24 protein-coding genes are annotated in these 21,330 nt (G+C 40.9%); 19 read left to right on the top strand and 5 right to left on the bottom strand.

Annotation, left to right across the window (positions count from 1 at the left end; translation table 11 throughout):
- Positions 1–7: 7 nt before the first annotated feature.
- Entirely contained in the window at positions 8–667 is a 660-nt protein-coding gene (gene phoU, locus DFR59_RS06670) for a phosphate signaling complex protein PhoU (RefSeq protein ID WP_114744867.1), read from the top strand.
- 231 nt (positions 668–898) lie between these two features.
- On the opposite strand, the gene DFR59_RS06665 is transcribed toward phoU, so the two are convergent.
- Complete coding sequence (locus DFR59_RS06665) at positions 899–1,354, bottom strand: hypothetical protein (RefSeq protein ID WP_114744866.1); 456 nt, start codon at positions 1,352–1,354, stop codon at positions 899–901.
- Between the two features lie 39 nt (positions 1,355–1,393).
- Entirely contained in the window at positions 1,394–1,750 is a 357-nt protein-coding gene (locus tag DFR59_RS06660) for a hypothetical protein (protein WP_114744865.1), read from the bottom strand.
- A 302-nt stretch (positions 1,751–2,052) separates the two neighbouring features.
- On the opposite strand from DFR59_RS06660, the gene DFR59_RS06655 reads away from it, so the two are divergent.
- The 8 genes from DFR59_RS06655 to DFR59_RS06615 all read left to right on the top strand — a co-directional run bounded on the left by DFR59_RS06655 (position 2,053) and on the right by DFR59_RS06615 (position 9,265).
- Positions 2,053–2,703, top strand: a complete 651-nt coding sequence (locus DFR59_RS06655) for a DUF4912 domain-containing protein (protein WP_114744864.1) — start codon at positions 2,053–2,055, stop codon at positions 2,701–2,703.
- On the top strand, positions 2,693–4,783 hold the full coding sequence (locus DFR59_RS06650; RefSeq protein WP_158538343.1) for a glycosyltransferase family 4 protein: 2,091 nt from the start codon (positions 2,693–2,695) through the stop codon (positions 4,781–4,783). The genes DFR59_RS06655 and DFR59_RS06650 overlap by 11 nt, the downstream gene beginning before the upstream one ends.
- 27 nt (positions 4,784–4,810) lie before the next feature.
- The gene (locus DFR59_RS06645) at positions 4,811–5,392 is read left to right on the top strand and encodes a hypothetical protein (RefSeq protein WP_114744862.1); all 582 of its coding nucleotides are present in this window, start codon (positions 4,811–4,813) and stop codon (positions 5,390–5,392) included.
- A 60-nt stretch (positions 5,393–5,452) separates the two neighbouring features.
- Positions 5,453–5,602, top strand: a complete 150-nt coding sequence (gene rpmG, locus DFR59_RS06640; protein WP_114744861.1) for a 50S ribosomal protein L33 — start codon at positions 5,453–5,455, stop codon at positions 5,600–5,602.
- 64 nt (positions 5,603–5,666) lie between these two features.
- The gene (locus tag DFR59_RS06635) at positions 5,667–6,230 is read left to right on the top strand and encodes a 5-formyltetrahydrofolate cyclo-ligase (RefSeq protein ID WP_114744860.1); all 564 of its coding nucleotides are present in this window, start codon (positions 5,667–5,669) and stop codon (positions 6,228–6,230) included.
- The gene (locus DFR59_RS06630) at positions 6,223–7,005 is read left to right on the top strand and encodes a DUF92 domain-containing protein (RefSeq protein ID WP_245948418.1); all 783 of its coding nucleotides are present in this window, start codon (positions 6,223–6,225) and stop codon (positions 7,003–7,005) included. Before DFR59_RS06635 ends, DFR59_RS06630 begins: the two co-directional genes overlap by 8 nt.
- A 65-nt stretch (positions 7,006–7,070) precedes the next feature.
- Positions 7,071–7,250, top strand: coding sequence for a hypothetical protein (locus tag DFR59_RS06625; protein WP_114744858.1), 180 nt, complete (start codon positions 7,071–7,073; stop codon positions 7,248–7,250).
- Positions 7,251–7,708: 458 nt separating this feature from the next.
- Entirely contained in the window at positions 7,709–9,265 is a 1,557-nt protein-coding gene (locus DFR59_RS06615; protein ID WP_245948403.1) for a rhomboid family protein, read from the top strand.
- Here DFR59_RS06615 and DFR59_RS06610 read toward each other — a convergent pair.
- Positions 9,262–10,146 carry a hypothetical protein gene (locus DFR59_RS06610; RefSeq protein WP_114744856.1) on the bottom strand — a complete coding sequence of 295 codons (885 nt, stop codon included), beginning with the start codon at positions 10,144–10,146 and terminating at the stop codon, positions 9,262–9,264. The two genes, DFR59_RS06615 and DFR59_RS06610, sit on opposite strands and share 4 nt — an antisense overlap.
- 140 nt (positions 10,147–10,286) lie before the next feature.
- On the opposite strand from DFR59_RS06610, the gene DFR59_RS06605 reads away from it, so the two are divergent.
- The 7 genes from DFR59_RS06605 (at position 10,287) to DFR59_RS06575 (ending at position 17,907) form a co-directional block, all read left to right on the top strand.
- Entirely contained in the window at positions 10,287–11,738 is a 1,452-nt protein-coding gene (locus DFR59_RS06605; protein WP_245948417.1) for a spore germination protein, read from the top strand.
- A gap of 163 nt (positions 11,739–11,901) precedes the next feature.
- Positions 11,902–12,111 (top strand): YqgQ family protein, encoded by a 210-nt coding sequence (locus tag DFR59_RS06600; protein ID WP_114744854.1) that lies wholly within the window; start codon positions 11,902–11,904, stop codon positions 12,109–12,111.
- 11 nt (positions 12,112–12,122) lie between these two features.
- Positions 12,123–13,091: an ROK family glucokinase gene (locus tag DFR59_RS06595; RefSeq protein ID WP_114744853.1), complete on the top strand. Its 969-nt coding sequence runs from the start codon at positions 12,123–12,125 to the stop codon at positions 13,089–13,091.
- A 136-nt stretch (positions 13,092–13,227) separates the two neighbouring features.
- Positions 13,228–15,093, top strand: coding sequence for an LTA synthase family protein (locus tag DFR59_RS06590; RefSeq protein ID WP_114744852.1), 1,866 nt, complete (start codon positions 13,228–13,230; stop codon positions 15,091–15,093).
- Between the two features lie 107 nt (positions 15,094–15,200).
- Positions 15,201–16,277 (top strand): M14 family metallopeptidase, encoded by a 1,077-nt coding sequence (locus DFR59_RS06585; RefSeq protein ID WP_114744851.1) that lies wholly within the window; start codon positions 15,201–15,203, stop codon positions 16,275–16,277.
- 122 nt (positions 16,278–16,399) lie between these two features.
- Positions 16,400–17,593 (top strand): YqgU-like beta propeller domain-containing protein, encoded by a 1,194-nt coding sequence (locus DFR59_RS06580; protein ID WP_114744850.1) that lies wholly within the window; start codon positions 16,400–16,402, stop codon positions 17,591–17,593.
- A gap of 5 nt (positions 17,594–17,598) precedes the next feature.
- Positions 17,599–17,907, top strand: a complete 309-nt coding sequence (locus DFR59_RS06575) for an MTH1187 family thiamine-binding protein (RefSeq protein ID WP_114744849.1) — start codon at positions 17,599–17,601, stop codon at positions 17,905–17,907.
- 42 nt (positions 17,908–17,949) lie between these two features.
- Here the strand turns inward: DFR59_RS06575 and DFR59_RS06570 are convergent, their stop codons facing one another.
- Positions 17,950–18,126 carry a DUF2759 domain-containing protein gene (locus DFR59_RS06570; RefSeq protein WP_114744848.1) on the bottom strand — a complete coding sequence of 59 codons (177 nt, stop codon included), beginning with the start codon at positions 18,124–18,126 and terminating at the stop codon, positions 17,950–17,952.
- 270 nt (positions 18,127–18,396) lie between these two features.
- Between DFR59_RS06570 and DFR59_RS06565 the strand changes: the two genes are divergently transcribed.
- Both DFR59_RS06565 and DFR59_RS06560 read left to right on the top strand, forming a co-directional pair.
- Entirely contained in the window at positions 18,397–19,032 is a 636-nt protein-coding gene (locus DFR59_RS06565) for an MBL fold metallo-hydrolase (RefSeq protein WP_114744847.1), read from the top strand.
- 119 nt (positions 19,033–19,151) lie between these two features.
- Complete coding sequence (locus DFR59_RS06560) at positions 19,152–20,195, top strand: SAM-dependent methyltransferase (protein WP_114744846.1); 1,044 nt, start codon at positions 19,152–19,154, stop codon at positions 20,193–20,195.
- 60 nt (positions 20,196–20,255) lie between these two features.
- Here the strand turns inward: DFR59_RS06560 and DFR59_RS06555 are convergent, their stop codons facing one another.
- Entirely contained in the window at positions 20,256–20,498 is a 243-nt protein-coding gene (locus DFR59_RS06555; RefSeq protein ID WP_114744845.1) for a DUF2626 domain-containing protein, read from the bottom strand.
- Positions 20,499–20,821: 323 nt separating this feature from the next.
- Here DFR59_RS06555 and DFR59_RS06550 point away from each other — a divergent pair, with 323 nt between their 5' ends.
- Positions 20,822–21,202, top strand: coding sequence for a Spx/MgsR family RNA polymerase-binding regulatory protein (locus DFR59_RS06550; protein ID WP_114744844.1), 381 nt, complete (start codon positions 20,822–20,824; stop codon positions 21,200–21,202).
- The last annotated feature ends 128 nt before the right edge of the window (positions 21,203–21,330 follow it).

The raw sequence follows: 21,330 nt of genomic DNA, 5'->3' as shown, positions 1-21,330 counted from the left end.
ATGGAAAATGAACGTACGGACAAATTTCGATCAAAACCTCAAGCAGCTAAAAGAACTTCTTTTAGAAATGGCCGATATTTCACAAAAGGCTTTGCGGGACTCAATTGAAGCATTGAAGGCTCAAAACCTTGAAAAAGCCAAAGATATTATAGCAGGGGATAATATCGTCGACCGAATGGATGATGAAGTTAATGCTAAAGCAATGGCACTTATTGCTAAAGAATCGCCTGTTGCTTCGGATTTAAGAAAGATCATTGTGGCTATCAAAGTTTCATCCGAGGTAGAGAGAATAGGGGATATGGCTGTAAATATCGCCAAATCTACTCTTCATATCGGGACAGAAAAGCATATTAAAAAAATCGTAGACATTCCAAAAATGGCAGAAATGGCGTTAGATATGCTGTCTGCTTCACTTGCTTCATTCTATTCTGAGGATGTCACCCTCGCAAGGGATACAGCAGAAAAAGATGATGCAGTTGATGCAATGTATGGTGAACTCATCCAGGAATTGATGGGATACATCCCTGAACATCCAACTGCCATCAATCAAATCACTCAGCTCGCATTTACGTGCCGCTACATTGAACGAGTAGCAGACCATGCGACGAATATATCTGAAAATGTCATTTTCCTCGTTACTGGAAAACGATTTGACTTAAATGCATAAAGAAAAGTGGAGCCAGCTTGCTTAAAGGCGTAGAGACTGGAGCGTAGCACCACGAGATAAAGGAATCACGATGAGCTTTAGCGAATCGATGATGACTTATCGTAAGTGTGCTGAGCGAAGTCTCATAGCCTTTAGCCGGCAGAGCTGGACAATAGAAAAGCGGAAGCACCTCCCAAGCTCTAGACGCTGGACAATAAGAAAAAGAACGCCATTTCATATGGCGTTCTTTTCTTATGTTTTCGTAATGATCTTAGCGATCTGTTCAAAATCCATGTCACTTGTGAGGTCGTATTCCCCGATTTGCAGGATCTGTCCATATTTATGGACGATCAGGTAGTCATTCAATTCATCCCCATTTTTGACGATTCCGGCCTTCTCGATTTCAGAACTGATGTCTGATGTGGTCATGCCGCTGTGAATGACCAGCCGATATTTCGTAATGACTTTTGCAGCGTCTTTCTTACTCTCTTTGCTGCCGTTCTTTAATGCTTTAAGTTCTGTCTTTAATTCAGAATTCTCCTTCAGCAGTGTGTCATAGGTGTCTTTTTTCACCCACGAATCACTTTCTTTCAATGATATCTTTCCTTCTGTCGCTATAGCAGAAGGGAAAAATTTCATTATAATAAAGATCGCAAGAATGGCAAAAATGATGCCTGCTGCAAAGGAGCGCGTTGTCCTCTTGTCCATTCCTTATTAAACTCCTAACGATTGGCCATGAATTGGCTTTTATTTGATGATTTCCTTGATTTCCGCCAGTGAAAGTGAGGATTGTTTTGAGATTTGTTCTATATCCAGACCTTGTTTATGGAGGGCAAGAACTTGATTTTTAAGGATTTCATTAACTTTGGTGCTGTTTTTTCCTGGCCGCTGTCTAACAGGTTTGAACTCTATGGCGTTTCCCTCTACTAAAATCTCTTCTTCAAGTACTTTCATTCGATTCTTTAACTGATACGTTTCCTGATAAAAGTTCAAAGAAAGTTCCTCTACCTCTTTTTCTACCATTTTCACTTTGTCCTTTTGAAAAAAAGAAAGGATAAACAAGAGACCTGCAATGATAAACAGCCCTATTAAAATATTTTCCATTTGAAGTCCCCTCTGTAAATATTTCCTCTTTTATTTATAGCATAGCTCGGCAAAAATCTCTATATTTCCTGTACAGGAAGAGAATAGAAGATGTTTTTGTCGATTTAACTCTTTGGAAAAGAAGTGAGAAATGTCGATTAGAGGGGGGGAAGGGTACAAAGAAATTTTTTTCTCTTTATTATTCAGCGGTGTATCCATATCGAACATTTTACGACAATTTGCGTTCATTGTAGCCTTTTGACGATGGTGGTACGATTAAAAGACAAAATAATTTAAAATGTTCTGACAAGTAGGGTGATGAAATGATAGCTGAGATTAAACAATTAAGAGAACAGGGACTCTCCTTTCGGAAAATAGCAAAAGAATTGAATATGACAGTGGGGAAAGTCCAGTATAGCTGGGTGAAGTATCAAAAAGCTTCTGAATCTCAAAAAGAGGAGAACGATTCGGCAAGGAAAATGAGGATCGGAAAGGTGAGGAGTATGAGCAGGATCCCTGCATCTCCCGGAAATTATCTGCATGTCCTTTATTCTTCCGGGACAAGGGTACTCTGCTATTGGCATTTTGATGAGAGAGTAACTGGTGCAGTGATTGACTATTATGGGCGGGAAAAAGTTGGAACAGCTCTTGTCATGCGTGTTTATTACGATGGAGTAAACTCAGAATCCATTCAAGAAATCATGATTCCTCCAAACGCAGACCATTGGTTTCTGAGTGAGCTAACCCCTGGAAATACGTGCTATATCGAGCTGGGTCTTTTAATTGAAAGCATCAGCCGCTTCCTCCCTCTTCTCAAGTCTGAATCCATCTCCGTTCTTTCAAATGATGCAGGTACGGAAAGAAACAGGTTAACAGCCGAACCGGCATGGGGTTCAAATGTAAGCACCTATTCTTATTACAGCGGCCAAATGAATCAAAGCGGGAGAAATGGGGGTGGCAGCAATGAAAGCTGAATCAGAAGTGAGTATCATCTTTTTTAAACAGACAGATGACAATTTTCTTTCAATAAATATCTCTGATAAGAGAGAGTACGCAGGCTCATTGGCAGCTTCCTATTTAATGACCCTGCAGGAGATTGAAAAAAGTGAAATGCAATCGATATTTTTGGTGATCAATCCTAAAGACTTACAGCTGTTTGAAGAGGAAGATTTCCGAAAGAATGCGGAAGAATGGATGTTGAGATCATTCAAAGAGACAAGCCATTGTTCCAAACATGAAATGGGAGAGATTTATTCACAGTGGATTCATCACAAGAGGAATATAGTTGAAGCCATTAAGAGTTTTATAGATAGCGGTAAAGCAATCGGCGTGCCGACGGCTATTAAGAAAATCCCGTTTACACATTATAAGTCCAGGATCTCCATTCAAGAACAAATTCGCCAATCAAAGTCTCTTTGGAAAGAATTTTTTCATTATGAACCGAATGGGTTTTGGCTGCCGAAATGTGCATTTATGCCAGGCATCGAACAACAATTAATAGAAAATGATATACAATATGTTTTCGCAGGAAAAATGGGGATTCAAATGGCAGAGCCGAAAAGGGATTCTCAGCCATCTATTATCCAAACTCCTCAAGGATTGAAAATCATTGGGATTAAAGAAAATCAGAAAATATCTAATGAACATACAGAGCTATTTCAGCTAGATTATACCGGTCCATTTTCTGAAATGATGCTGAAAGAGACAGAATGGCCAATAGGGGTCCCTGGATTTACTTATCTGGGCATGGAGAGCGGCACTGCCATTCTGTCAGATGAAGAATTGCTGGATTTGATGAAGATTCATCGCTCTGAGAAAGAGGCAGCATGGCATGATTCAAAACAGGTAGACGGGCAGCCTGACTCTTTTACGGCTCTTCTGCTGTCTTGGGAATATCCGCCGAATATTGTAGGCGGCCTATCCAAGCATGTTGCCGAGCTCGCAGCGGGCATGAGTAATAAAGGAATAAAAGTTATCATATTGACAGCAGGATCACGCGGCCTCCCTGAATTTGAAAATATTGATGGTCTTCATATTTACCGGGTTTGTCCAATCCATGAAAATGAACCGGAATTCATAGATTGGGTGGCTGGCTTGAATATTGAAATGATACAAACAGCTTGTAAGATTATCAAAGAAGAATCCGTGCAGGTTATCCATGCCCATGACTGGCTCGTTTCTTCTGCAGCCGGATATTTAAAAAAACATTTTCGCCTTCCACTTGTCACCACCATTCATTCCACAGAAAATGGAAGAAATAACGGCATCTATAATGAAATCCAGTCATTTATACATGAAAAAGAGAAAGAATTGATTCACCTCTCTGATGAAGTGATTGTCTGCAGCGACTATATGAAAGCAGAAGTAAGGGAACAATTCGACCTTCTTGAGTCGCATATGATTCCAAATGGCATCAAGATTTCTTCTTTAAAGACTGTCCCTCAAGGCACCTGCGGTTTAGAATCATGGATCAATGGAAGGAAACTAGTCTTTTCCATTGGCAGGATGGTGGGAGAAAAAGGATTCCAGACAGTGATAGAAGCTGCAGAAAAAATGGCAGATGAACGCTCTACCATTTGTTTTATCCTTGCAGGAAAGGGACCTTTATTAGCGCATTACAGACAGATGGGCGCAAACCGCGGCCTGGAGGATTTTGTTCAGTTTCCTGGGTTCATTTCCGAAGAAGAAAAAAATCGACTCTTTCAAATGGCTTCAGTTTCGGTTTTTCCGAGTTTATATGAGCCGTTTGGGATTGTGGCGCTTGAGGCGATGGCCGCAAAATCCCCCTTGATTGTGACTAATACCGGCGGGCTAAAGGGAATTGTTCAAAACGGTGTGTCCGGCCAGTTAGTGGAACCGGATGACAGCAAAGAATTGGCTGCAGCCATTACAGAAGTGATTCAGTCGCCTGCTTTTGCAAAGAAATTAGCAGAAAATGCCTATAAAATGGCAGAATCTCTATTTGGCTGGGATCGAATCTGTAACCAGACGATTGATGTTTATAAAGATTTATGGTTGAAGCTTCGGGTACAGGATCCTGTACAAGTGAAATAAAATTCAAGCGCAAAGGAGGGGCATGGTATGACGACGGCAAGAGCAGCTGCGTGTTCACACCAGCTAAACATGAGAGTCTATTTAATGGAAGCAGAATCCGGTCATATTTATGAGGAAGCTGAGCTATCCGATATCACTGGAATGAATATATGTATGAATGAATCCTTTTCCCCAGATGGAAGGATGCTTGACATTTCGATTGAAAACAACACATCGGAACTAAAAAAAGGAAAACTCCTTATTATAAACGAACCCATTGATTGCGAAAAGGACCATGTAGCGCTGCTTCCTCCGCTGCATTCCCACAGCGTCCATTTCCTTGAAGGCTTTGTATACCTGGTGGATGGAAAAATGGATAATGGATTTACGAGACAAAGTACTTTTTCGTGGATGAAAGAAAGAAGCCTGCCTGAATTATTTACGCATCCTGCTGCCTACCAGCCGATTGTGAAAGGAGAAGCAGCGAGTGTTTTGTGTTTTGATTATTCATGCCAAGGTTTTACAAGGATTGAAGGTGCAATTTGGTCGTTAATGGGAGAAGAAATCGATGATTTATTAAAAATCAGTGAAGGTCTTAAAATCGGACTAGCATTTAAAATAAAAAAGTGATATTATATAAAAGTCGTACGAATAGTAGAAGAATGCAATTTAGAGTTTGGAGGGAAAATCATGCGTGTAAATATCACTTTGGCTTGCACTGATTGCAGCGAGCGTAACTATATTTCTACAAAAAACAAGCGTAACAACCCTGATCGTCTTGAGCTTAAAAAATATTGCCCAAGAGAAAAGCGTGTTACATTACACCGCGAAACAAAGTAAGCAGCTGGGATCTTCCCACTGCTTTTTTTATTACATATTTTTCTGTTTAAAGGGGATCAGACAAATGGATAAGAAAGAATTGCGAAAAGAAATCAAAAAGAAGCTTGATGCACTTACATTTCTTGAACATGCACAAAACTCCTACTTAACAGCAAGCACACTGTTCAGCACACCAGAATGGAAAAATGCCCACACAATTGGGATTACCGTATCGAATTCTCCGGAACTTGATACATGGAGCATCATTAAACGTGCCTGGGATGAAGGAAAGAGGGCAGCAGTACCAAAATGCCTGCCGGAAAATAAGGAAATGGTTTTTAAGCATTTAACGGCTTTCACCGATTTAGAACGTGTCTTCTTTGGACTATATGAGCCTAAAGAATGTACAACTGCCATTCAAAAAGGGGGCATCGACTTAATGATAGTGCCCGGGCTCGCCTACCAAAAAAATGGTTTCCGCATTGGGTTTGGCGGAGGCTATTTTGACCGGTATTTATCCGATTTTGAAGGATCGACTGTTTCACTGGCATTCAAAGAACAAATCGTTGAGTCACTCCCTGTCGAAAGTTTTGATATACCAGTTCAAAAAATCATAGTGGAAAGAGAAGTCATTGATTGTCGTGATTGAAGTAATACTATTATCCATTTTCATCTTCATCATTTGCACAGCTGGAATAAAAACCAAAAGCCTTTCATATTCAGGTGGTGCAGCAGCTTTTATTTGCGGTGAAATCATCGCTGTTTCATTCGGCCTGAGAGGCTTGCTTATATTGGGAGCCTTTTTTCTTTCATCCAGTCTCTTATCCCGCTTCAAGGCTTCTGAAAAAAGTCAGGTGGAAGAGATAGCAGCTAAAGGTTCCCGGAGAGATTGGCAGCAAGTGGCTGCAAACGGAGGACCTGCAGCGATATTTTGCATGGCCAATATCGCTGAACCACAAGAGGTATGGCTGATTTGCTTCTGCGCCTGCCTTGCTGCAGCCAATGCAGATACGTGGGCATCCGAACTCGGGGTTTTAAGCAGAGGCAAGCCATACTCCATCCGCTCATTCCGTTTTGTCCAAAAGGGGACATCTGGTGCAGTGTCAATGCTTGGAACCCTAGCAGCTCTGGCTGGAGCAGCATTCATTGCGGTGATCAGCCTTGTCTTGTTTTGGGGGATAGGGGCTTATGCTTTGATTTGGATTACATTATCGGGATTTTTGGGAAGCGTGGCTGATACTGTTTTCGGAGCATTCCTGCAAGTGGAATATCAATGTAGGAAATGTAAATTGAAAACTGAAAAAACCATTCATTGCAGCAGAACTACCCAAAAAGTAAAAGGGTGGAAGTTTGTGACTAATGAAACGGTGAATTTTATCTCCCCACTTCTGGCGGGCCTGCTGATTTTGTTCATTTATTTTTGATAAAAATTGAAGTCTATCGGATATTTCTCCCATATTGCTGCAAAATAACGTCAGGAGGGATGAAAATGTCTAATGGACTTTGGAAATGGACGATTCCGATTTTGTTGTTTGTGGTAGCTTATCGATACAGGTATCGTGTAATGAACGTAATGCTGGGAAATTTTATTCTGCGCAAAATGATTGTGAAATTTGCTATGAATATCCCGGGATTCCGTTCAAAGATGATTCAAAGCACTTTCCTGTAGACCTGTAGAAGATACAGGTCTTTTTTTTATGGCTAAGAAGTATAACAAATTCAGAGTGATGTTCTGTAGCTCCAGGGGCTGACCAGGGCGCTTCCGCTTTTCTTTGTCCAGCTTCAGCGCCCAGCCCCTCGAGTCATAAGCCGCACCTCTACGGAAATCAGGATTTCCTTCGAGTTCCGTCTTATGCTGGTCGGGGCTGATCAGGGCGCATCCGCTTTTCTTTGTCCAGCTCCGCCGGCTAGAGGCTGGGAGGTTTCCTTCAGCACACTTACGATAAGTCAACATCGGTTCGCTGTCGCTCAACGTGTTTCCTTTATCTCGTGGTGCTTCAGTCCAACCTCTGCGCCTCTGAACAGCCGGCTCCGCTTTTCTATCACCCTATCGCTTTACACCTCTTTGTCCTGTTTTGTATAGTAAAAGAAAAAACGCCCAGGCTGTATGAAAATGGGTGGAAAGTAGTGAATGGGTTGGACGTTAAGAGAGAGTGGCTTTTTTGGAAAATCGCTAATGAATTGGTTGAAAAAAATAATTACCGATTATTGAAGATATCAAGCAATCAGAATGAAATTTGGATGGAGAATGTCTCTCAAAAACATGCACCCGTCATCAGGCTGACAAATCACGATGTAGATTGGAGCAACAGGCTCCAGCAGGAAATTGAGTGGACGGCAAGGAATGGCGAGAACATCAGGACGGCCTTTCATAAGAGAAATGTTAAAGTTCAGAATGTCTATATTTCAGATTTCCCTCCTGTTGATGAGTATCAATTCAGGCTGGAAAAACCTTTTACTTCTTTAGATCAAAAGGTCGAAGTAACTTCTATTATGATTCTAATGAATGATTGGCAAAATGGAGTTCACCAATTGAACTCATTATTGCAGCCGCCTTCACCTATTTCTATCAATGAGAGTTCAGAGGATGAAGCGACCGTTGAAGGGCTTCAGCAATCCGTCATCCAGACTTCTGCAAAAAGGGAAGAAACAGAACGTGGTCTTTTTGAATTCGGGAAGCCTTTTTTCACCTATATCTTTTTAGGGATCCAAGTCATCATGTTCCTGCTGTTGGAAATCAGTGGAGGCAGTACGAACTCAGAGACGCTTATTAAGTTTGGGGCCAAATACAATCCATTGATCCTTCAAGGGGAATGGTGGAGATTCTTTGCACCGATCTTCCTGCATATAGGACTTCTTCATTTATTGATGAACTCGCTGGCCCTTTATTTCTTGGGGCCAGCTGTCGAAAAGATATATGGCAGACTTCGTTTCCTTTGGATTTACTTATTTGCGGGTTTTTCCGGGTCAGTGGCAAGCTTCGTTTTTTCCGATCATTTATCCGCAGGAGCGAGCGGCGCCATTTTTGGCTGTTTTGGGGCGCTTCTCTATTTTGGTTCTGTGTATCCGAATCTGTTCTTTCGTACAATGGGGACAAACGTACTTGTTGTCATCGCCATCAATCTAGTATTCGGATTCACATCTTCTGGAATTGATAATGCAGGCCATATCGGAGGATTAATTGGTGGGTTCTTAGCGACGGGTGCCGTGCATTTCCCTAAGCAAAAAAAGCTAAGGAAGCAGCTGCTTTTCTTGCTGATCTCCTTGGCAGCTGCTGCTGGATTCCTGTTTTACGGCTATCGATACAGTGCAGCAAACCAGGGTCCTGATTCAGTGAATATCCTTGCTCAGGAATATATCCAGGATAAGAACTATTCAGATGCACAAAACCTCTTGGAAGACTATCTCAGCAGCCATGAGGGAAATGCGCTTACTTACTTCTTCCTATCATTTGCCGAAATGAAAGAGGAAGCATATCCTTCTGCAAAAGAACACCTCCAGAAGGCAGTGAAGCTTGAGCCATCTTTTCATGAGGCACATTACAATCTCGCGCTTCTTTACTATGATGAAGGAGACTATGATCAAGCCAAAAAAGAAGTTGAAAAGGCGCTGCAGTATTCAGATGATAAAAAATATAAAACCTTATTGGATCAACTTGAATCATTATCCGGTTCATCCAATTAATAGGCTGGGATTTTTTGCTTCAATTCAATGGATTCACCCGACTTGGTTAAGAAGGCAACCAGAAGCTCCCGCCGGTTTTTATCCAAGAATATAATAGGAACGGTGCTTCCGAGGGGATCCTCGATAGTGCCGTTTTTTAATTTGATTCCAAGGAAATAGTTTTTATAGAGTCCTTCCCATAGATTTCCGATGATAGTATCCGATTGGCTTTTCGTAAAGCCAGGAAGTGGTTTATCGTTGTAGGAAGGAATTTCAGTCAATAAGAAAATATAATTGTTTTGTTTCTGCAACGGAAGTTTTTCCAACGTTTTTCCTTCCCAATAGTCAACTTTTTGCTGTATCAATTGATCGATTATGTTCTTCCACTGCTTCTCTTCATTGCTCGAAGGGACGCGAAATGAAGAAGGGCGGCTCCATTTTGATTGGATGGCATATATTTGATCCTGAGACATCCTTTGAGCACTTGTGATTTCTCCATTTCCTTTACCATGGATCTCCGCATAATGAAGCCCCACACTTTGCAGGAGGCTGCTTTCATTTGATGTATAGGTGCTTTCATTCTTCAGGAAAGAAACATTCTGACCCCATTTATTCATTTTTGCCGCCAGGATTCCGTTGCTGTATAGAAAACCTATGTCCTGCCTTAAATATGCACGTTGATTCAGTTCTGATTCCATTTTCCACTGTGCCGAATAGGAGCCTTGATTCACATTTTCTTTAATTGTGATTGAATTAGAGGCTTTCAGGAAAATGGCTTCCTTATCGATGGGGAAATAGGTGATGCTTTCCTTTGCATCAGGATTAGCTGAAGCAAAAATAGAATAGCCAATCACAATAAATAGAAGGAATGCCATAAATATCTGGAGGTTTTTATTTTTCACTGCAGCCGCTCCTTTCCTATGATTAGGACAAGTATATGATTCAAGCATGCTGTATATGACGTCTCTCTAGTATTTTTTTCTGCCTCTTTGACCATGATGGAAGCTAGTATGGTTGTAAGGGAGTGCGCATATTGTATCAAATGGAAAAAAAGCTAGTTTCATCATCTATCGATGAAAACATTGAATATATGAAAAACGCGATGGCGGTAGATAAAAGCTTTGACGTCATCCAGCTCGACCTATCCTATGCGGGGAGAAGGATGGTCATGTTCCTCGTGGATGGTTTCGTGAAAGACGATATCCTCCACTATCTCATGAAGCTTCTCGCAGGACTCGATGAAGGGCAGCTTGAAAATGACCCGTTGGATATGCTGTTGAAGCGGTACATACCGTATGTTGAAGTAGAAGAAAAAGATGATTTGAATCAAGTCGTCGATACGGTGCTTGCAGGTCCTACTGCACTTTTCGTTGATGGCATCGACAAAGCGATACTGATTGATGCCCGCACCTATCCTGTCAGGGGTCCGCAAGAGCCGGATCTTGAACGGGTGGTAAGGGGATCAAGGGATGGCTATGTTGAAACCTTGGTGTTTAATACGGCCTTGACCAGAAGACGGATACGGGACAGGACTCTCAGGATGGAATATTTGCAGATCGGAAGACGGTCAAAAACGGATGTGGTGGTTTGCTATTTGGAGGATATTGCAGATCCGGAGCTTGTGGAAAAAATAAAAAATTCCTTATCAAAAATTGATACAGATGGATTGCCAATGGCAGAAAAGACGATCGAAGAGTTCGTTTCCGGCAGGCATTGGAACCCATATCCAATGGTCCGATACACAGAAAGGCCGGATACGGCTGCAGCCCATTTGTATGAAGGACATGTGTGCATCATCGTGGATGGGTCCCCCAGTGTTTTGATCACGCCTACGACTTATTGGCATCACCTTCAACATATAGAAGAATACCGCAATAAACCACTAGTCGGTGCCTACCTTAGGCTAGTCAGATTTCTGGCAGTATGGGCCTCAATTTTCCTTCTTCCTTTATGGTATTTATTCACTATCCAGCCAGAGCTATTGCCCATTGAATTCTTCTCTATCGGCCCGGATGGCTCCGGACCAGTCCCATTGCTGCTTCAACTTATCCTGATTGAATTAGGAATTGATATACTTAGGATGGCGGCCATACATACGCCGACTTCCCTTGGTACCGCATTGGGGCTTGTGGCAGCATTGATGATCGGACAGGTGGCCGTTGAAGTGGGGATTTTCATCAATGATGTAATTCTTTATATGGCAGTAGCGGCAATCGGCACCTTTGCAACGCCAAGTTATGAATTGAGTCTTGCGAATCGCCTGGTGAGGATCTATTTGCTGGTATGCACCGCTTTATTTGGCATGAAAGGGTTCGTCATTGCCACATTCCTTTGGATCATTATGCTGACGAGACTGAAATCATTCGGCGTCCCCTATATGTGGCCGTTCATTCCATTTAATATGAGGGCGTTCAGGGATGTTTTGCTTCGGTCTCCTATTCCATTAAAAAATCGGAGGCCGCGCTTCCTCCATCCGAAAGATCCGGATCGATAATCTAACATTTGGCAGCTCCCGCAAGCAGGGGAGCTGTTTTTCATTCTTATGGAAAGGAAATCAACAGCGGTGTTTGTTCTATTTATAAAAGGCAGCGCTTTCGTTTTTGCTGAAAATAATTTATACTTTTCTATAGAACAGATATGGAGGCAAAGCATTTAAATTGAAATCATATTATGATCTGCAGCAGTTTTTAAAAAGATTCGGAATCATCATTTATATGGGTGACCGCCTCGTAGACCTGGAACTGATGGAAGAAGAATTTAAAGAACTTTATCAAGGGAAATTGATTGATGTCAAAGAGTTTCAGAATGCATTGATCGTCATCAGGCAGGAAGCCTTGAAAGAAAAACAACTAAAAAAACAGAAATAGTGGTGAGTGAAATGATGGAAAAATGGCTAGTAGGAGTGGACCTTGGTGGAACCACTACAAAGTTTGCTTTCTTGAATACATACGGGGAGATCCTTCATAAATGGGAAATCCCGACAGATACGAATAATAAAGGCAAAAATATCATTATCAATATTGCCAAATCGATCGATGAGAAATTAGAAGAGCTTGACCAGCCTAAAGAAAAATTGGCGGGTGTCGGAATGGGTGCCCCAGGGCCTGTCGATATGTCAAAGGGCATCATCTATGAAGCCGTTAACTTAGGATGGGAGAGCAACTATCCTCTAAAGGATCTGCTTGAAGTCGAAACTAACCTTCCTGCCATCATTGATAATGATGCAAACTGTGCAGCACTTGGTGAAATGTGGAAAGGGGCAGGCAACGGATCAAAGGATACGATCTGCGTGACTCTTGGCACCGGTGTGGGCGGCGGCATCATCGCCAATGGCCAAATTGTACATGGAGTGAAAGGCGCAGGCGGAGAGATCGGACACATTACGGTTGTACCTGAAAATGGAGCTCCGTGCAATTGCGGGAAAACCGGTTGTCTAGAAACCGTTGCATCTGCAACAGGTGTCGTCCGACTTGCAAAAGAAGCCATGAATTCCACCGATCTTCCTTCGGTTCTCAGAGAAAAAATTTCATCTTCTGAAAATATAACTTCAAAAGATATATTCGATGCTGCGAAAGACAATGATGAGCTCGCTTTAAAAGTAGTGGATCAGCTTGGATTTTATCTTGGGCTTGCATTGGCAAACCTGGGCAATGCGATGAATCCTGAGAATATCGTCATTGGTGGAGGGGTATCCAAAGCAGGGGATATCCTATTGGATCACGTAAAAGGATACTTCAAAAAATTTGCCTTCCCGACTGTTGCCGCTTCAACATCATTGGCCATCGCTTCTTTAGGAAATGATGCGGGCGTCATCGGGGCTGCTTGGCTTGTCAAAACTTTAAAATGATTTATACTGCGAAAACCGGCATAACGCCGGTTTTTTATTTTTCTTTTTGACAATTTTTGATAATGTAAAAATGGTCATTCTTGCTAAAACTAATCACACTAGCTGTGAAATTAGTTATTAGCAAGGGAGAGTCACGATGAATAAGAAGAATAGTCCGATGCCATTTGTCATCATTGGTGCAGTATTAATGTGGATAAAAACTTATATTGCCTATAAAACGAGTTTCAATATGAAAATAGATGATCCTTTGCAGGAATTCATTTTGTTGATCAATCCCCTCTCATTTTTATTGATCATCTTCAGTTTGGCGTTATTTATGGAAAAAGAGAAAAACCAGAAAATCTATATCATTGGAATGAGCGGTATTTTAACGTTCATTTTATATGCCAACATAGGCTTTTATCGGTTTTTTAATGATTTTTTGACCCTTCCTGTATTATTTCAAACGAATAACTTCGGGGAATTAGGAAGCAGTATGGGTGAACTGCTTCATTGGACAGATATTGCCTATTTTATGGATGTAGTAATTCTTTGTGCGATTCTCAACTTAAAACCAAATTGGCTCAAATTCAATTTTGTCAGCAAAGTAAAACGGAAAGGCTATTATTTATTCGCGGGAATATTGGCCCTGGTTAATTTAAGTCTTGCTGAAATTGAGCGGCCGCAGTTGTTGACAAGATCATTTGACAGGGAAATGCTTGTAAAAAATATTGGCACGTATAATTATCACCTCTATGACCTGTTTCTCCAATCGAAGTCGTCTGCACAGCGAGCAATGGCAGATGGAAGCAAACTCGCTGATATCCAGAATTATGTGATGGCCAATAAGACAGAGCCTGATCCCGAATTATTCGGCATTGCCAAAGGACGCAACTTGATCATCGTCTCAATGGAATCCATGCAGGGATTTGTCATCCATTCAAAAATAAATGGAAAAGAAGTTACACCGTTTCTAAACAGCCTTATTAAGGACAGCTATTATTTTGATCATTTTTATCATCAGACAGGACAAGGGAAGACTTCGGATGCGGAGTTTTTAATTGAGAATTCTTTATTTCCATTAGGAAGAGGGGCGGTTTTCTTTACCCACTCCGGAAATCAATACGAATCACTGGCCAAAAGGCTTGGACAGAACGGCTATTATACAGCAGCAATGCATGCAAATAATAAAAGCTTCTGGAATAGGGACCTGATGTATAAGTCTTTAGACTACAACCGCTATTACTCCAGTGTGGATTATAAAATCAGGGACGGAGAAACCGTCGGATGGGGTATGAAGGATATCCCGTTTTTTGCACAGAGTACAGAAATGATGCAGAAAATGCCCCAGCCATTTTATACAAAATTGATCACCCTTACGAATCATCATCCATTCAAGCTGGATCCTGAGGACCGGTACATCGATGAATTTACTTCAAATGATGGAACGGTAAATCGCTACTTTACAACGGTGCGCTACACTGACGAAGCATTGAAGCAATTCTTTGCCTATTTGAAGGAAAAAGGTCTTTATGAGAATTCGATTATCCTTTTATACGGCGATCACTATGGAATTTCTGAAAATCACAATGCAGCCATGGCACAATTTTTAGGGGAGGAAATCACGCCGTTTAAGACCATTCAACTTCAAAGAGTCCCACTCTTCCTCATTATTCCTGGCGTGACGGATATGGGGAGGGGGAAAATCATATCCAAAGTAAGCGGTCAAATCGATATCAGGCCAACTCTTCTGCATCTCCTGGGACTTCCGGAAAAAAATGATATGGAATTCGGGACTGATATATTTTCAAAAGAACATGAGGACTTCGTCGTTCTAAGGAATGGAAGCTTTATTACAGACAAGCTGATATATGCCAATTCACATTGCTACGAAAAAAATACGGAGCTGCAGGTGGATCCAGTTCTCTGTGATCCATATAAAGAATCTGCCAAGACTCAGTTGGATTATTCAGATCAAATTATATACGGCGACTTGCTCCGCTTTTATCATTCATCAAATTAATAAAAGTAGACAGGAGGGAATTCAACCCTCCCTTTTTTCGTTTTGTCCAGTCATGTTCCCGATTGCCTCACATAGGTTATTAGGAGAAATTATGAAGGAGGATGTGTATGGAAATCAGGGCAAAAGAAGGGTCGTCCTTAAGGTACTACAGCCAGTTTTACAATCTTCCTCACATATTATTGCAGCATTCAAACCCCGGTCAAATGGCATCCATATTTAAAAAGGATGATTACGTCAGGATTCCTGGCTACACTGACGCCATAGATGGAAGCAATTTTGACCCAATCAGAATAGAAGAACCTATAATTAATCCAAAAATCCGATATGATTTTTCAGCACTGAAAAAAGATATTGAAATACTTCTTAAAGCCTATCCTTTCATGGAGAAAAGGATCATTGGAAAATCAGTATTGAAAAAGCCCATCATTGAGTTAAGGATTGGGCACGGACCAAAAAAAATTCACTGGAATGGATCATTTCATGGGAACGAATGGATTACTACATGTGCCATCATGAAGTTCCTTAATGAATATCTAGCTGCATTGACCACAGGAAGAACCCTCAATAAAGTGAATCCGTTGCAAATATATGAAAGCACAACCCTTTCCATAGTCCCAATGGTCAACCCTGATGGTGTGGACCTTGTATTGAACGGGCCGCCTCCCGAGCAATTTGAATTGCTCCATGAGTTGAATAGCAAAAGCGGGGACTTCACGGGTTGGAAGGCTAATATCCGAGGAGTTGATCTGAATAAACAGTTTCCCGCGAAGTGGAAAGAACAGAAACAAAAAGGGGTATCAGCTCCTTCTCCAAGGGATTACGGCGGGAGGGAACCATTATGTGAACCAGAATCCTCTTCAATGGCCAGGCTTGCTGAAGATTCTCGATTTGATCTGCTGCTCGCCTTCCATACACAAGGAAAGGAATTTTATTGGGGGTATGAAGGGATGGAGCCTCCAGAATCAGAGTTAATTGCGGAAGCATTTGCAAAAGCAAGCGGATATCAATCCGTAAAGGACATCGATAGTTTTGCTGGATTTAAAGACTGGTATATCAAGAAGTTCCGCAAACCAGGCTTTACCATTGAATTAGGAAAGGGAATCAATCCATTGCCCCTTTCACAGTTTGAAGAAATTTATCGTGATGTGTTCGGCATCTTTTTGACCAGCCTGATAGTGCTTTAAGCCTATTTAGGCATTTTTTATTTCGGAAACATGACAAAGGGTCTATAATTTGAAATAATTGAAACATTTTACACTAAAAAACGTACTAATTTATGGGGAAGCAATGAAGGGGGGCCGGAGATATGAAGAAAAGTGGGATTGAACGAATTGTAAAAGAATATTGGAATACTTTTTTTCTCTCACTGATAATGATCATTTCTTTGGTTTCCCTTATCAGCGGCTGTGAAGATCAGCCTAGTCAAAAACCGAAAACGCCGCTCCCAGACCAAAAGGCTGTTTCTCCATCTACCCCGAATCAACATGCCTCACCTCCTGAACAAGAAATCAAGAACAAGAAACCTGTAATGCTGCAAATAAATGAAGCGCAATTTCAAAGATTTGTGGGATGGCTTGATAATCGCAAGCTTCTTTATCTTTCACAGCATGGCGATCAATCCCAGCTCTTTCTTTATGATTTATTCAAAGGAACAAGTACTTTATTATATTCTGATGCAGCGCCTATTGTTGATGTTCTGACATCACCTGATAATAAAATGATTATGGTTCACACCGCGCCGTTCACTTATCAGGCAAAACTGGTATTTTTGGATTTACAAGGGGAGCATCTATATTCTGTCGATATTGATTCTTTTGAATTAGGCTATGACTGGAACAATTGGGATAGTGAGAAGCTTACTGTTACAGCTTTTGACGAAGAGTGGAATTTCCAGGTCTACATATTGGATTGGAAACAAAAGAAACTTCAGCCGATTGATTCAGGCCAACCGCTATTAAAATGGTTCGGCAAGGACATACTATTGGCACAGGATTGGCAGAAAGATGAACAATCACTTGACGCCCCTATCATTAAATATTCATTGCAAACCCTGCCGCAGGCAACGTTGGAAAAGGAAAATGTCTTTCAGTTCAATGTCTTAGGCCATTCATTAATGACGATATCTGAAATAAAGAAAGATGAAGCATTATACGAATTTACGGATGCGGAAGGAAATGTCCTGTTCTCTTTTTCCGTTCCCAGCATCACTCAATATTCAGATTGGCTTGTGCCATATTATGATTTTAATGAAGAGACAGAAGATTTCCTATCCTTTGTCCCTCATGAAAGCGGTGCGATTGATGAGTATGCGGGCGGATATAAACTCGTGGACTATAACCTCCAAAAAAAGTCTTCTGACGTATTATTTGACCAATTGGATAATGAACCTTTAAAATGTTCACCAGATGGCGCGATGTGTTTATACGGCTATCAATTGGAAAAATTAATCAACGTAAAAACAAAAGAAATAACGGAGCTCCTTGAGCCGGAAAGGAAGTAATCATCATGGCTATTGCCGACGTAACCGTCATTCCAATCGGAACGGAAACTCCCAGTATCAGCGAATATGTAGCCGATCTGCAAAATATTTTAAAACGGTATGAAGAAGAAGGGAAAATCAGATTTCAGCTTACACCTATGAATACATTGATAGAAGGTGAGCTGCCAGTCCTTTTCGAAGTCATCCAAAAAATTCATGAAGCTCCCTTTAACAAAGGCTTGAAACGGGTCGCTACAAATATCCGTATAGATGACCGAAGGGATAAAAAGAGAAGAATGGAAGATAAAGTAGAAAGCGTAAAAAGCAAAATGTGATTCAGAACAAAAAAATCGCCCATAAAAGGGCGATTTTTTTGATTAATGCGTCATTGCAGGGAATCCATTGTTAAGGATGGTCATGATAGAGAACCAGCCGAATACTCCCAATGCACCTAAACCAAAAATGATTCCAAGGATATTCTTAGTTCTAAAAGCGTTTACACTTGCGAAAATAGCAAGAAGGGCTACCAAAGCAAAAATGATGACAAGACCCATTATATAAACTCCTTTCTGAATTAGTATCAGCACAAATATGTAAGATTATTGCATTACTTCATATTTTATATTTTTTTTCCTGGTTTGTCGAGATATATTACCGGTTAAAATTGACACTTCTTGCAGCGGATTAGAAAATAGATGTGAGATTAAAGACTGCGTAGCTTGCTGCCACTATTATTTTGCTCGACTTTATGAAAAGGGATACATCAATAGTTTGTTTTTATCAACGGAATCTTTTTTGATAAAATGAAAATGGAGGTGTTTATATTGAAATGGAGTAGACTACCATTGGGCCCGATACAGACAAATTGCTACATATTGGCCGATGATGATAAGAAATGCCTGATTTTTGATCCCGGTGATGAAGGTGAAGTATTGATAAGCTGGCTTCGAAAAAGAGGGCTTGAACCAGAAGCCATTCTTTTGACGCATGCCCATTTTGACCATATCGGGGCTGTTGATGTAATCAGGGAACATTATAAAATACCTGTGTATGTCCACGAAAAAGAAGCGAAATGGCTGATGGATCCAGCACTGAACGGATCACAGTTCTTTAATTTGATCGATCCTGTGAGGGTAAAGCCTGCTGATCAGTTCATTGCAAAAGAAGGAGAGCTGTCGATTGGCAAGTTTTCTTTGGAAGTTCTGGAAACCCCGGGCCATTCGCCTGGAAGCGTCTCCTATTATTTAAGGGAGGACGGCATAATTTTTTCAGGAGATGTGCTTTTCCAGCAAAGTATTGGAAGAACGGACCTTCCTGGTGGCGATCAGAAGATTCTGCTTAAGACCATCCATGATAAGCTTCTGGTACTCCCGGAGAATACCCTGGTTCTTTCTGGACATGGACCCGAAACATTGATTGAGGATGAGATGGATTCAAATCCTTTTTTAAATGGCTTTTAAAAAGAATATCTCTCTGGGACAAGTCATAAAATGACTACAACTGGCGTGCAATGAAATTCTGCTTGGCATGAATGAATTGAACGCCAGTTTTTTTATTCTAACAGGCGGGAGTGTCTAGAATGAAAAAGAAATTGAAAGAAATTTTTACAGATAAAAAAATGCTGTCTGTCGCTGATTTCATGGAGTACGCCTTGTATCATCCAGTGAATGGCTACTATATGAATCAGCATAAAAAGATTGGGAGAAGCGGAGACTTTTTGACAAGCCCAAAAGTTTCGCCCGTTTTTGCTAAACTGATTGCGAGGTATTGCCTTGATCATTGGAAAAATGGAGAGGCAGAATTAAGATTCATGGAAATTGCTTGCGGTGATGGAGCATTTGCCAGTCAATTTTTATACTTCCTTCGTGAAATGGATGAGGAAATCAGCAGAAATTTAAAATATATAGGCATTGAAAAAAGCCATTTTCACCAAAAACTGTTCCGAGAAACGGTAGAATTTCATTCAATCGAGTTGTATCCAAGCATTGCAGATATCCCTTCCTTTAAGGGGATCATCTTCTCAAATGAATGGCTCGATGCCTTTCCTGTCCGAATAATAGAAAATTGCGGGGAAGAAATGCAGGAAATCATGCTAAGGCTTGATGGGGATGAAATAAAAGAAGTCAAAATAAATCGAGTGGATGAGCCCATTACTGAATATCTACAGGAATACTCTTTGGAACCGCAGCAAGGAGAAAGGATCGAAGTCTCTATTGCAATGGAGAGGGAATTCAAAGATCTGATGAGGAAATTAGAAAAAGGCATTTTACTTACCATTGACTATGGAGATTTAGATGGGAATTGCGGAAAAAGAGGCAGTCTAAGAGGATTCAAGTCACATCACTTGGTAGACGACTATTATAAATACCCGGGGGAAATGGATATTACATACAATGTGCCATTTCACGTGTTGAGGAAGATAGGGTTAAATGCAGGAGCTAAGGAGTTGCTATTTCAGAGACAGGATGAATTTTTAATGGAGCAGGGGGTCTATGGGGAGTTGAAAAGTTGTACAAGCCCGGATCCATTCAGTGCTGAAAAGAAGTGGAATCGAAAGATCATGCAGCTTATGGAAGGCAGCGGGATGTCCCGGATGTTTCATGTTCTTGCACAACAGAAATGAGTAATATTTAGCAAAATAAAAACGGCCTTCCAGAAAGGAGAGCCGCTTTTTGCGTTATTTTTAGTGGCCGCCGCCTGGAGTCATCATAAAGGTTGTCCAGTATGTAAACCCCGCAAAGAAAACAGTTAAGTATGCACCAAAAATATAAATATACATGCGTTCGGATAATTTCAAATAGCCAAGTAAAATAAAGAATCCTGTTTGACCTAAGAAGATAAGAGCGGTTTTATCCATATCTCCAAGGTAAAAGAAGACTGTGAAAATTCCAGTCCAGAAACCTAACACTCTGTACATGCGATCCATTTATGTATCCCTCCTTTTTACCCTCTATCCATCAATTCAATATTATAAATGAAAAATGAATAATTTGTAAATATTTCATCATTAATAGTTTGTGACATTTAAGTGAGAAAAAAACATGAAAAATGAATTTTTCTTTCATTTCAGCATTCATTTAAGCGGTTTCATCTGAGGGTTAATCTTATTATACATTGGTATTTCAGGAAAAGTAAGGATAAATATGTGGTGACAAAAAAATACAAAATTAAATATCTGTACAAAAGTTATACAAATGGTATACAATAGGTTTAAGTTAAAGGATTTAAACAGAAGGGAGAAAATCGATAATGGATGAACTCGTATTTTTTACCTATCCAAGCTGTACTTCTTGCCGAAAGGCCAAAAAATGGCTGAAGGCAAATTCGATTCCATTCACAGAGCGCCATATTTTTAGAGAGCCCCCGACAGAGGAAGAATTGAAACAGCTCCTCATGATGACAACGGAAGGGCTTGATGAGCTTCTCGCAACGAGAAGCCAATCTTACAAGGATCTCGATGTGGATGTTGATGATTTACACCTCTCAGAAATTCTGCAGTTGCTTACAAATGACCCCAAGCTTTTAAGAAGGCCGATCCTGACAGATGGGAAGAAATTGATCGTTGGCTATCAGCCGGAAGGATTGAAAAGCCTCTCTACCAAGAAGAAACTACTCCAAAAGACAAGTTGAAAAAAGTGGAAGCTGCCAAGTGGCTGCTTCCGCTTTTGTGCGCTTGGCAGCGCATCGGACTAATGGGTGAAAGTCCCTGACACACCGCAGTGGCGGAAGTGTCTAGCTGACAGGTAGTGCATTGTCTG

The sequence above is a fragment of the Falsibacillus pallidus genome, assembly GCF_003350505.1.
Classification (GTDB): Bacteria; Bacillota; Bacilli; order Bacillales; family DSM-25281; genus Falsibacillus; species Falsibacillus pallidus.
Note: the sequence above shows the minus strand (reverse complement) of the source record. Positions and strands in the feature narration are given on the sequence as shown.